Origin of the sequence: Psychrobacter sp. ENNN9_III, from assembly GCF_001462175.1 — a bacterium.
Lineage (GTDB): Bacteria > Pseudomonadota > Gammaproteobacteria > Pseudomonadales > Moraxellaceae > Psychrobacter.
Window position 1 is genome coordinate 25,795 of record NZ_LNUO01000025.1, and the last position, 13,402, is coordinate 39,196.

Here is a 13,402-nt window from a genome sequence, read left to right on the forward strand (position 1 = left end):
TAAAATTTACTAAGCTTGGTACTTATCTTATCTTATAGTTTCTTTCAAATATCAATTGCTAAGTAAACGCTTAGGCTATTTATTATGTATTGCTTATAAACTTATTGACACTCATTGCATTTAAACGATCCAAATCTTCTTGCGTGTCCACGCCAGCAGGTAGCTGAACTTTTGCAGCCGCAATAGCTATGTTGCCACCGTTTTCTAAAATGCGTAATTGCTCTAAGCTCTCAAGCGTTTCAAGCGGTGTTTGAGACCAATGGACAAATTGTTGTAACAAACTTACCCGATAAGCATACAATCCCAAATGACGGTAAGCCTCTTTTGGGGCGGGTAGCTCTGCTATATCTAAACTACCGGCAGCCATTGTCAACGCCACATCACGATCACAAGGAATCGGTGCACGGCTAAAGTACAGCGCGCGCTGAGTGTCACCAACGATTGCACTCACAACCTTGACCACCGACGGTCTTATGAACGTCTGATAATCTTCAATAGGCTCGTATAAAGTCGCCATAACGCTGTCATCATCTTGTACCAACAAGTCTTTGACTTGCTGTAGCAACGACGGCGGCACTAATGGCTCATCTCCTTGCATATTAATGATAATGTCGTGCTCAGCCCAGCCTTTGATCGTCGCAACTTCAGCCAAACGATCTGTGCCTGATATGTGGTCAACACTTGTCATAACCACCTCATATCCTGCATCCAAACAAACCTTAGCGATACGTTCATCATCAGTCGCAATGCACATATCATCGGCAAAATGTGCGGCTTGAGCCTTTTCAGCGACCCAAAGTATCATAGGCTTACTATGAATATCTAACAAAGGCTTGCCTGGTAGACGTGTACTCTTAAAGCGCGCAGGAATAACGATATGAGTTTTGGTGGGTGCTAAAGCAGATGACATACATAATTCCTATAACAAATAGTTCATAAATTTAAATAGGTAATATACAAATAAGCGGGTAATTTAGACGAACGCTTAGATATAAAAACAACTACATGCATCGACAATCTTAACTGTGACTTGACGTAGCCATGTTGATGTCATGCGCGTTCAATTGCTGCTGCAATGTCTGATAGCAAGTATCAGATAATTGGGCAGTCACAGGCAATACCCATAGCCTGTTTACCAAAACGCTAATATCATTACCACTGTGACTACCAATGGATTCATTCGATTTTATAGCATTTATTTTACTAAGCTCTGTTAATAGCACTGTTCGAATTTTTACAGCGTCCTTAGTCGTCACAATCATAGGATGCTCGGTGTACTGTAGTAGTTCGCTCAGACTAAAGTTATGATGATCTGGATAAGGATGTCCTATGACATCAAAACCAAGCGTGCTCAGGGTGGCGAAGAAGCGCTGAGGATAGCCGATACCACTAATTGCATGTACCTTGTCACCTTGTAACGGCACTACCTTAGCTGACAAAGGTATGGTTATGTTTGAAACGTTCAACTCGACTAATTCATCATCAGACAACAAAGGATACAGTTCATCCGGCTGCAACTGCATGGTTAAACGCTGGGCCGAAATCTCGTTACTAGTCTTGTTACTGAAGGTTTCGTTATTAAAGACTTTATGGCTAAAAGATGGTAGGGCAACTGGTTTTTCATGATAAATGACAGTGGCATTCTTTAATCGCGCTATCGGTTCACGTAAAAACCCTGTCGGTAATAGCTGCTCATTGCCAAATCCACGTGCAACATCTACTACTATCCATTCGATATCACGTTGCAACGCATAATGCTGTAAACCATCGTCAGCGATAATTAATTGTAAGTCAGGATGCGCGTTTAGCAAAGTCGTAATTGCCTGCTTGCGGTTTGGGCATACGGCCATTGGCGCAGCAGTGGTGTTGACAATCAAACACGGCTCATCGCCTACTGTACTTGGCAAACTCTCTTTGGTTACTAACGCTGGCATTTGGGATGTATCGCCGCCATAACCACGGCTAATCACACCAACCTTTATGCCTTGTTTTTGCAAATAACTGACCAAAGTGATAATTAAAGGCGTTTTGCCACTACCGCCAACCGTAACATTACCGATGACCATAACTGGTACAAGGGCACGAAAACTTGTCAATACTCCCAGTTTATAAGCCTGACGACGCAACCAAACAAGCAAGCCATATAGCCAACTAAGCGGCAATAGTAACCAAAGCCAAGCTGCTTTTCGCTGCCAAGCACGAGTAATTGTCGTCTCAATACTCATTATTTAGCATCCATCCAGTTTTGCCCGTAATTTGTAACCCAGATTGTTTGTTATTCAAAATCTCGATCATACATTTGCGCATAATGACCTTGCTTTTGCATAAGCTCATTATGGGTACCAATTTCAACGATTCGTCCGCCGTCCAACACTGCAATACGATCTGCTGACTCAATCGTTGTGAGACGATGCGCAATGACTAAAGTAGTACGATCTTTCATGACATTGTCGAGCGCTTGCTGGATAAAATACTCTGATTCATTATCAAGCGCACTGGTCGCCTCGTCTAATATTAGGATTGGGGCGTCTTTTAATAAGGCGCGTGCTATCGATAGGCGTTGGCGTTGACCACCAGACAGCTGCAAGCCTTCTGCTCCAATCTGACTTTGATAACCTTGCGGCATTTTCATAATAAAGTCATGAGCAAAGGCATCTTTAGCCGCAGCTTCAACCTCAGCCTGTGACTTAGCCGCCAAACTGCCATAAGCAATATTATTAAAAACGGTGGTATTAAATAGTACTACCTGTTGGTTGACCATGGCAATTTGCGCACGCAGACTCTCCAAAGTAATGTCTTCAATAGGCATGCCGTCCATCGTAATCTGCCCTGAAGTTGTGGCTAAGGTGCGCGTTAGTAAATTAACCAAGGATGACTTGCCAGCACCGCTACGACCAACCAATGCGACAGTCTCACCTGCCCGTACATCTAAGCTAAAGTCCTGTAACGCCACGGTTGAGTCAGGATAGATTAGGCTAACGTTATCCAATTGAATCTCACCTGATAATGACGGACTAAGCGTACCCGTATCGCGCTCTTCAGGCTCATCAAGCAATGCAAATATAGACTCGCCTGCAGCGATACCTTTTTGCAGTTTTTGGTTGACATCGGTCAATGAGCGTACAGGTTTACTCAGAAGACCTGCTGCTGCAATGTAAGATATAAACTCGCCTGCTGAGATATTGTCAATCACCGATGGACGTAGAGCAAGCCAGACTACCACAGACATCGCCATTGCCATCAATAGCTGCACCGCTGGAGTGTTGATGCTATTAGTGACGACCACTTTCATGCCTTGACGCAGATTCTTTTTTGATGTGACGTTAAAGCGTTGAGCCTCGTAAGCTTGCCCGCCATAGTTTTTCACTACTTGGTAGCCGCCAATTACCTCATTAGTAATGTGACTCACATCACCCATGGTTTCTTGGATACCTTTGGACAGCTTTAGGTAACGCTTAGAGGCAAAGCGAATCAACCATAAGATCGGTGGCAATACCAAAAATAAAATCAACGTCAAGCGCCAATTGCTATAAAGCAAAAAACCAATCAAAGCGACGACTGTCAGGCCATCGCGCAACACAGTCTTCATAGAGTCGGTACTAGCCGCCGTTACTTGTTCGACATCAAATATTAGTTTGGAAGAGATGGTTCCTGCAGGATTGGCCAGATAAAAAGAGCTTGGCAAGCGTAATAACTTATTAAACACTTGTACCCGTAGCTCATAAACCAGATTTCTTGAGACTAACGCAGAATAATAGTTACCTAAAAAGCTGCCAACACCGCGTACAAAAAACAACGCAATAATTAAAGCAGGAAACCAATTTTGCTTTGCTTGATCGTTTTGATTAATAGCATCAGTAATATACTGTAATAGTTTGGCAATCCATATCTCTGTTGCCGCATTGATAGCAAAGCCTAACACTGTTAAAAGAAGCGCCCACCAGTAGGGTTTTAAATATCTTAACAAACGCAGCAACGTCTTACGCTTGGGCGGAGTCAATGGTTGTGCAAGCTTAAGATTGGCAGAGGTTTTAGTTACGTCAGATTGACTCATAAAAGCCTCGGGTCAAATATTAGTAGATGGGTTTGTGACATTCGTAGCATTGGCAGCATCATTATATACAAGAGAATGTGGATGTATAGGCGATACCGAATCAGACCGATACGTTGTAACGTGATGCACAACTGATATAAATTTTTCTTGATTGCTGTGTCTACGCTGACAGAGCCTGTAAAAAATTTATACCAGTCTTGCTGTATCGTTTTTATAGCAAATTAACTATAGTCAGTTCAAAATAAAATCGTTACCTTAATAATCCCATACAAACAAGATAAGTATTTTCTGCGCGCTACTATGACTAAGAATACGGCCATTTCATCTCAGTTGTATTACATCGGTTTTGACGTGAATCCCCTATATATTATCTCGCTTCAAAGGCAATATTTATGACTATCATTGATCAGCTTGACCAAACGGTAACGACAGCGGTGTTAGGTAATAATAATAACGTGGCGCATGTTAGTTTACTTGAACAGTTTTATGCCATTTTTATTGCACGTTTAGCTCAGCCTGATGTATATACGCAGTTGTTACATGCTGATCAAAACATATCAGTACCAGCAACTTTGAGCCCTGAGATCTCAAGCATCACGATGTTTGAGCAGCTATGGCAAAAGGCAAGCCTGCGTCAATGGTTAATTGATGAATTGGCGACAAGCCATCATGTTGATACACAGACCACCCAAAAGCTATTAATCAATGCTGCATCGCTGATCTATCAAGAGTTAAATATTTTAGCTAATGGGCAGTTTTTACCTGCTTTTTTACAGACACAGCAACTGTCGGTAAGATCTTATTTGCCAGTATGGGCAGAGAAAGTCATAGTGCCAAAAGACACAGACAACGACGCTATAAACTTAGATAAACAACCCCTTTTAGTCGATACGACAGATACTATTTATGCTAATCCATCGGACTATCGTGACTCAGAGACTTCTGAGAGTCGTTTAAAAGGCCGTACTCGTAACCCAAGGAATAATCTGATAGTAAAGGTCTTGCTATTCATTGGTGCACTAACCGCCATCGGGCTAGCATGGATATTAGTTATTAAGCCTAATTACCTAACACCTGCATCTGCACCTGTAGAGCCAGTTGTTACTTCACCTGTCGCGGTTGAGCCAATAAGTGAGCCGGCCGTAGAGACGTTGTTACCCGTAGAGCTATTGATCGTGATAGATGACAGTGGGGATGTATATAACTGTACAGCGACTGTGGGGGATACAGCGTTACAAAAGGCGCTTAAGCAAGCATTGAATGTCAGCTTTGGAGAGCAAGCAAGTACTTGTGAGCTGGAAGTAAAACCAGGCGTTGCTAAACGTTTATCTAATATCGATATAGAAGCGCTTCCTCGTGTATTTACGCTACTGCGTTCAGTTCCTTTTGCACGATTACAACTACAAAATGCTGAGCTTAACTTAGAGGCGCCTGATGGCATATTGCTCCAGCGCTTGCTGACTGATATACGGACCATAATACCGACAGCAACGATCACTAGTGCTGCGCCCTTATCGTTAGCGAATAGCGACGAAATAATCGTCAATAACGACAATGATATAAGCATGATGAATAATCGTGACAATCAGTTTGTCAATGAAAATATGCCCCTAAACAATACTTATGACGATACCTATCCTAAAAATAATGACCTTCAAAATAACGATATGAGTTTTAATCAGAATGCTCAGCAATCAAGTGACGTTACCAATAATACAATAGAAGCAATACCCTACAATAGCAATGCTAATAAGGACATTAACAGCCAGCCTAACAATGATCGCTCGTTTACTACTTCAGGCGGTTCTATGTCAACAGCAGAGGTTGATGATTTGGCCAATACTACTATCGTCGCTGAAAAGCTACGTAATGAGAGGCCAGTTGATAAGGAACTCATTCGAGACAAATAAGTTTGTAACAGACGACTAAGGTATATTTTACGGATTAACTCAAGAAGTCATATGATCGATAACTTCTGTTTTTAATACTATTTTTATCTTTGTGTTAATAAACTGTACGGTAATAGCGATACGGTTACGCGCCACAACTCAAAAATTACCTAATGTATCATTTACACAACAGCGCGTTTGTAGAGTTGACTTGTACATTGCCCATATAATACTTGATAGTTAAGTTCTATAAATGAATAATTAAATGTAGTTAATAAATTATCAAAATTGATTGACATATAAAGCGTTTAATATTTTTTATTTAGATTATTCATTTATATGAAAACTTATAAAAGTTAGTTTTTGCATTTTGTTTGAACTAATCATATACAAAATAATAGTGATTGGAGGGAGTATATTATGGATATTATTGGTCATTTGACACGTACAGTTAGCCCAGCGGTACTAGGAGATGATCAGTCTCCAGCTAAAAAGAGTTTACTAGAACAGTTTTATGCCATTTTTGCTGCGCGTTTAGCAGACAAAGACACTTTTGGTCGTTTTGCTAATGAAAATATAGCCCGCGATGATCAAAGTTTTTATGATCGGGTGTGGACTGATGGCTCGCATCGTGACAGTATTTCTCGTGAGCTTGCTGGCGCTCATAACGTCGATGCAACAGCAGCACGTGGTTTGGTCGCTATGGCAGCACCACTTGCTTATCATGAAATCAAAAATTTAGCAGGTACGACGCCTGTACCTCAGTTCTTGAATGACAATTCTGCTGATTATCAGCATCATATTCCCGCTTGGGCCAGTGCGGTAGTTCCCGCTGGCATGATTGGTGCTAGCGCTGGGGCCGCTGGTACACGTATTTCTGATACTACTAGTATGGCGCCACTACAGCATAAAGAAGAAGAATCGGGCAGTTTCATGAAAGCCTTGCTACCTATTATAGGTCTGATTATCTTAGGTGCATTAGCTTGGGCATTATTAAGAGGCTGTCAAGATAACCCCGAACCTGTCGCAACTCCAGTCGTTACTGAAGAGCAAGCTGAAGATGATAGTCAAGCGGTAGCAGCAGTAGCCGCTAGTGCGGAACCTGCCTCTATCCGTATTGCTACTGGTGAGGCAAATACCTTATATGCTTGCCGTATGAATGTTGGTGATGAGACATTGCAGACGACCGTTATGAATGCTATGAGTAGCACCTTTGGTAATGAGGCTGATAAGTGCCGTGCAGATGTAGATGATAACTTTGCAACGGATATGCCAGCTGCAGCACAATTGGCTTCTATTTTGCCAATTATCAAAAGTGTGCCAAACGCCAGTATGATTATCAAAGGCGATGAGATCGTGGTCAACTCTGCTGATGCAGATGTACTTGATAAGCTTGTCTCTGATTTACAAGCAGCTGCTCCAGCAATGACTATAAGAGCAGAAGGCCCACTAGACTTGCAAAGTGAAATTGATAATAGTTTAGTTGCAGCAGAGGCTGCTGTCGACAATCTTGGTGAAAACCCAGATCCTCGTGATGTTGCTCGTGCTTTAAGTATTCAGGTGATTAACTTTGAGCTTGATAAAGCAGTTATTCCAGAGGTGAATAAACCTTTCCTTGACCGTGCTGCTAATATTATTCAAGAAGTACCTAACATCGAATTAGTGATTATTGGTCATACAGACAACCTAGCGTCAGATGCATATAATATGGAGTTGTCTCGTGATCGTGCTGAGTCGGTAAAAGAGTATCTTGTCTCTAAAGGTGTTGACGCTAGTAAGCTTACAACTAAAGGGATGGGTGAGAGTGATCCTATCGCTGATAATTCAACCGAGCAAGGACGTTTCCGCAATCGCCGTATCGAGTTTTCTGTCAATGACGAAGCGACAATAAATAATACTGGTGCGAGCGGTGCAATTACCAACGACTCTATTGACCCAGATCTAAATCCTTTGGATAGCAACAATGATGATATGACGGTGGATGGTGATGACAACGGTGTAGACGCTACTATGCCAGACCCAGATTTGAACCCGTTAGATAACAACAACGATGATGTATTACCAGATAGTGATGATCCTACTCAAGGTACAGCATTAGATCCACAATAAAAATTGAATTTGGTCATTAATGTAAAAAACCGCGCCTTTTAAAGGGGCGGTTTTTTATTGTACAAAATATCGTTATTAAAGATAAAAACTATTTACTTATTAAAACTATCTGTAGTCAGTTGGGTCTAGTACTTTATGCTCACTTTGAGATAGCGATACATTAGATTGAGCATTAAAGAACGTTTTTAGGACACTGTCCTTGGCTTGTTGCCAATATTCAAACTGTTTACAAGTAGATTCGATATCTCCTTGCCATGATGGCACTTGGCCGCGCATGGTTTTAATGCGGCTTTGATTAGGATACGGCAGTTCTTGTGCAGTTTTGGCTGCTTCATGGGCGGCAATACGATCGTTGCACACTAGAGCAATATCACAACCTGCCTTAATGGCTGCACGTACACGATCACTAATGTCGCCAGCCGCTTGCGCACCTGCCATACATAGATCATCAGAAAATAAAACACCGTCAAATTTGAGCTTGTCGCGGATGATGTCTTGTAACCAAACTTTAGAGAAGCCTGCAGGCTTATCATCTACTTGCGAAAATATCACATGTGCTGGCATCAGGGCATCAAGCCACGGTAGTGTCTGAGCAAAAGGCTGCATATCACTTGCTAGTATTTCATCAAGGCTACGATCATCAATAGCTTCTGCTACATGAGAATCAGGAGCGATAGCGCCATGACCGGGGAAGTGCTTGCCTGTGGTTGCCATACCGGCGGCTCTCATACCTCGCATAAACTGCGTGGCTAAAGCGACGATTACTTGGGGATCTTTATGAAAACTACGATCACCGATTACTTGACTAACTCCATCTCTATCAAGTACTGGCGCAAAACTAAGATCGATACCCACTGCTAACACCTCAGCGGCCATCAAATAACCACAATCATAGGCGCAGCTTAAAGCTTGCGTAGGATCATGATCAAATAACTCGCCAAGCTTACCCATAGCAGGTAGCGGTGTAAACCCATTACGTAATCGTGCAACGCGCCCCCCTTCTTGATCGACGCCAATGAGAATATCAGGGTTATGATAGCGAATATCGTCACATAGCGCGCGTACTTGCGCGGCATCTACGACATTACGAGCAAACAAAATTACGCCCCCAACTTGAGCTTGTTTGAGCAAACTGACATCTTCGTTTGTCAATGTGGTGCTATCGATATCGATCATTAAGACACCATACATGGCAAAATCCTTAGAGTGCTATGCACTTATATTGTTAATTTCGATTAGTGATTGATTACTGATTTTATGGTTAGTTTAATCACGACATCATCGGGATAATATGATTGAAAACTGTCTTCTTCTATTAAGATATCATCCCCGTTATCGATCGTAAGACCTATTTTGATCCGGCAGATAATTCGGCAAACGGCATAGGTAATAGCACATTTATCGTAGTTACCGTTTAAGTATAAAGTTATGACCACAACATAAATGCATAACTGGCATCGGTTAAATAACTAACACAAACATGATAGCACGTACAATAAAGACGATAGAAAGTTTGGTATGTACAGACGTAGCGTGTAAGATTGTTTATACAGTTTGAGACAGTTGTAAACTAATGACCATGCTAATATCGAATGAAACGTATTTTCTATTAACAAACTCATTTAAGATACATTGATAAGACAATTTAAGTCCCATTTTAGGTATTTTATCACTTAAAACAACTAGGTACATATGATGAAAAAACAACCAGCACAGTGGTTACTCAGCGTGGCGTCAGTTGGCGTGGCTGGGCTTATTTTGACACAAAGCTATGGTACAGCAGTAGCAGATACCGGCACTGAAGGTTTCGTCCAAACTCCTGAGCAAAAAATTACAACCAGGCAAGTCGCGGCACTGTTAGACCGCAGTCATTATTTAAACCAACCACTTGATAGTGAAATGGGCAGTGAAATTTTGTCTATGTATATAGACAGTCTTGATCCAAACCATACGTTGTTTTTACAATCTGATGTTGATGAATTCAAAAAGAAATATGCAAGCGAGTTTGGCAATCGTCTCAAACGTGGCGATCTATCTGCTGGTGTCGATATTTTTGAGCGCTATCGCAAACGCTCAAATGAGTACTTCGATATGGCCACAAGAATGCTAAAAACGGATCTTGATTTGACAAGCGATGAGACTATTATTCTCGACCGCGAAAAACTTGGACATTTTAAGACCAAAAAAGCCCAGCGTGACTATTGGGCGCGTCAGTTAAAATTTCAGTTAATAAGTATCTCTTTGGGTAAAGAGAGTGAAAAAGGCAAAGAGCAGATATTTTTAGACAACCCTGATATCACTCGTGGTCAAGATTTAGTACGTGATGATCAGCGTACGCCAAGTGAGATTTTATTAAACCGTTTATCACGTCAACAAGGGCAGATGTCACGTTTAAAAGACGATGAGATAATGGAGACAGTACTAAATACTGCCATGCTCACTTATGATCCACATAGTAATTATTATGCTCCTATTCAGGCGACGGAGCTACAGATTCAGTCAAGCTTACAGTTAGAAGGTATTGGGGTCTCTATTCGTCCAGATCGAAAAAACCCAGACTATACACGTATCGTCACTTTAGTCGATGGTGGACCTGCGGCCAAAACTGGTCAAATCAAACCCAACGATCTCATCATCGGCATCGCTGAAGATGGCAAAACCATGACTGATGTGGTCGGCTGGTCAACGCGCGAGATTGTCGGTCTGATTCGCGGTAAGCGTGGCACTTCAGTGACTCTAAAAGTGCGTCAGCCTAATACGCCAGAAGCGAGCGCCCGTACTATTACTGTCGTACGCGACATTATTGAGCAAGAAGAGTCAGGAGTCACTCATCGCGTCGTAGAGGTACAACGTCCCAACATTGATGAGACACCAAAGCGCATTGGTGTGCTCGAGATACCAAGCTTTTATTTGAACTATCGTGCGCGTCGCAATGGCGAGGATTATCGTAGCGTCAGTGTTGATACTGAAAAGGCAATCAAAGCCCTAAATAAAGAAAATATCGATGGTCTGGTGGTGGATCTGCGTAACAATCCAGGTGGCTCTTTGGATGAAGTAGCAAAGATGCTAGGGTTATTTATTAAAAGTGGACCATTAGTACAAATACGCGATAACCGTGGCAATGTCCAAGTATATCGCGATGATGATGGTGGTAAACAGCTATATGATGGCAAGGTAGTGGTACTCACAAACTTATCCTCAGCGTCTGCTAGTGAGATTTTCGCGGCAGCGATACAAGACTATGGCCGAGGTCTAGTGGTTGGTAGTACTACAACTGGTAAAGGCTCTGCACAAATTCAGTTGGATAATCTAGCGCTGGGTTCTGCAACATTAACTCAGCGTAAGTTTTATCGCATCACAGGGGGTAGTACACAGAATAAAGGGGTTGTACCTGATGTAGAGCTGGTCAATATTTATGATGACGCTACCTTTGGTGAGCGCGCACAGAAAAAAGCGCTACCATGGGATACTATTAAAACAGCGGCATATAAGCCTGAAGGTAAGTTTTCTTCAGACACTCTTGCCACCTTGAACCAGCAATCTAAAATACGTCAACAGCAAAATCCGCAGTTTGTTTATCTATCTACTCTAAATGACATACGCGATATGGATGATGAAAAAAAGCCCATTGATTTGGATATAAATAGTCGCCGAGCGAAGATGGAGTTGATTGAGCAGCGCTCATTGCAAGCTGAAAACAAACGTCTAATAGCGACTGGTAAGAGCCCGTATGCCAATTGGGATACCTACCAAGCAGCCATGGATGCAAAATTTGAAGAGCGCAGCAAGATGAAGGCTGATGAACGTCCGCAGCTACCGGAGGATGAAGCTTTTATCAGCGAGGCTGCCTACTTGATGCTCAGTGCGGATTCGAAAGCGACACTTAGTCCTAAAGAAAAGTTGCAAGCAACGATAGAGCCCTAAATACTTCGGACATTATCTGTAAGCATATGACATTATCTGTAAGCATATGCTTACAGATAATGTCGTTTCAACCTCTTACTAAGCGAAGGGCAATCTGCGATTATAGACCCACTGCACAGTTTGACGATACTATGTTTGATACTAGGGATTGGTATTTGTAGGTTGTTTATAAATTGTTTCAGGGATGGATTGCTCATTACGGATGATAAGGCTGGATGCCTAATAGTTATACTATGTCTTGGGATTGGGTGTAGCATAACGTAAACAAGGATGGTTGGTGATAGAAACCGCATAGCGCCTGTCGTTGTGCGGTTTTATTACGTTTGAAAGAAGGGTGTTCTATTACCAAGACATTCATAACATCTTTTTTACGATAAGGTTTAAAGACAACTGCTCTTATCATTTAAACCAAAAAAACCAGTAGACATCGCTACTGGTTTTTTGGTCTAAAAGATAAGTAACGCGTGTCACTCATCTTTAAACGCTTTAGCTAATTTTTGATAAATTAGTGCTCAACGCCACCTGCGCCATGTACATGGCCGTGGTTTAATTCATCTTCTGTGGCTGCACGTACTTCTTGAATCTCTACATCAAAAGTCAGACGCTTACCAGCTAGTGGATGGTTGGCATCAACAGTCACTTCGTTGTCGTTTACTTCAGTAACAGTAACTAACATGACTTGACCACCGGCTTCTGACTGGAACTGCATACCAGGTTGGATGTCATCAACGCCTTGGAAGTTATCACGTGGCACGTGCTGTACTGCTTGCTCTTGGTATTCGCCGTAGCCATCAGCAGGCTCAACGACTGCATTGACTTTCTCGCCAGCAGATTTACCTTCTAGCTGCTGCTCAAGACCTGGAATAATATTGCTATGGCCATGCAAATAAGCAAGTGGTTGACCTTCTGGTGACTGGTCAAGAATGTTGCCTTCGTCGTCTTTTAAAGTGTAATTGAATTTGACGGCAGTGTCTTTTGCGATAGTAGTCATAAATTATCCTAAATATATCTATGTAAAAAATTAAATGCGGTTGTAATAAACCTAAAAAAGCCAATCAGTAAGCCAAAAGCCAAATCATTAGTCAATTATCATCAGTTTATTTCAATTTATAAAAGTAACTTTAGCAGTTAGCATCTTTAATTGAGATGGTAATAATAACTTTCAAGGCAAAAAACATAAAAAATGCCAATATTAGTGAAATTAATTCAAATTTCATTATATAGGTTATTTATAGGCAGTTTAAAAGCGAGTCGATATAGTCAGATTAATGCGTTACTGACACAAACCTGCCTTGCTTGCTATATGTTTTGCCAATTAGAAGCATCAAAAAGCTTATCACCGTAACTCTGTATTTATTTAGAGAATATTGACTATATTACTCGTTGTTTATTGGTTGCGTTTTGGACTTGAGGCTTCTACCATAAG

General features: G+C 41.7%; 8 protein-coding genes. 3 read left to right on the forward strand and 5 right to left on the reverse strand.

Annotated elements, in window-relative coordinates; translation table 11 throughout:
• Positions 1-82: 82 nt before the first annotated feature.
• The 3 genes from kdsB to msbA form a co-directional block, all read right to left on the reverse strand.
• On the reverse strand, positions 83-910 hold the full coding sequence (kdsB, locus tag PENNN9_RS01905; RefSeq protein WP_058368071.1) for a 3-deoxy-manno-octulosonate cytidylyltransferase: 828 nt from the start codon (positions 908-910) through the stop codon (positions 83-85).
• Between the two features lie 109 nt (positions 911-1,019).
• Positions 1,020-2,225 (reverse strand): tetraacyldisaccharide 4'-kinase, encoded by a 1,206-nt coding sequence (gene lpxK, locus PENNN9_RS01910; RefSeq protein WP_058368072.1) that lies wholly within the window; start codon positions 2,223-2,225, stop codon positions 1,020-1,022.
• 50 nt (positions 2,226-2,275) lie between these two features.
• Positions 2,276-4,054, reverse strand: a complete 1,779-nt coding sequence (msbA, locus tag PENNN9_RS01915; RefSeq protein ID WP_058368073.1) for a lipid A export permease/ATP-binding protein MsbA — start codon at positions 4,052-4,054, stop codon at positions 2,276-2,278.
• 392 nt (positions 4,055-4,446) lie between these two features.
• Between msbA and PENNN9_RS01920 the strand changes: the two genes are divergently transcribed.
• Complete coding sequence (locus tag PENNN9_RS01920; RefSeq protein WP_058368074.1) at positions 4,447-5,964, forward strand: hypothetical protein; 1,518 nt, start codon at positions 4,447-4,449, stop codon at positions 5,962-5,964.
• Between the two features lie 399 nt (positions 5,965-6,363).
• Positions 6,364-8,052: an OmpA family protein gene (locus PENNN9_RS01925; RefSeq protein ID WP_075103422.1), complete on the forward strand. Its 1,689-nt coding sequence runs from the start codon at positions 6,364-6,366 to the stop codon at positions 8,050-8,052.
• Between the two features lie 105 nt (positions 8,053-8,157).
• Here the strand turns inward: PENNN9_RS01925 and nagZ are convergent, their stop codons facing one another.
• The gene (gene nagZ, locus PENNN9_RS01930; RefSeq protein WP_058368075.1) at positions 8,158-9,243 is read right to left on the reverse strand and encodes a beta-N-acetylhexosaminidase; all 1,086 of its coding nucleotides are present in this window, start codon (positions 9,241-9,243) and stop codon (positions 8,158-8,160) included.
• 504 nt (positions 9,244-9,747) lie between these two features.
• Between nagZ and PENNN9_RS01935 the strand changes: the two genes are divergently transcribed.
• A complete protein-coding gene (locus PENNN9_RS01935) occupies positions 9,748-11,976 on the forward strand; it encodes a carboxy terminal-processing peptidase (RefSeq protein ID WP_058368076.1) in 2,229 nt (742 codons plus the stop codon).
• A gap of 505 nt (positions 11,977-12,481) precedes the next feature.
• On the opposite strand, the gene PENNN9_RS01940 is transcribed toward PENNN9_RS01935, so the two are convergent.
• Positions 12,482-12,967: an FKBP-type peptidyl-prolyl cis-trans isomerase gene (locus tag PENNN9_RS01940; RefSeq protein WP_058368077.1), complete on the reverse strand. Its 486-nt coding sequence runs from the start codon at positions 12,965-12,967 to the stop codon at positions 12,482-12,484.
• Between the last annotated feature and the right edge of the window lie 435 nt (positions 12,968-13,402).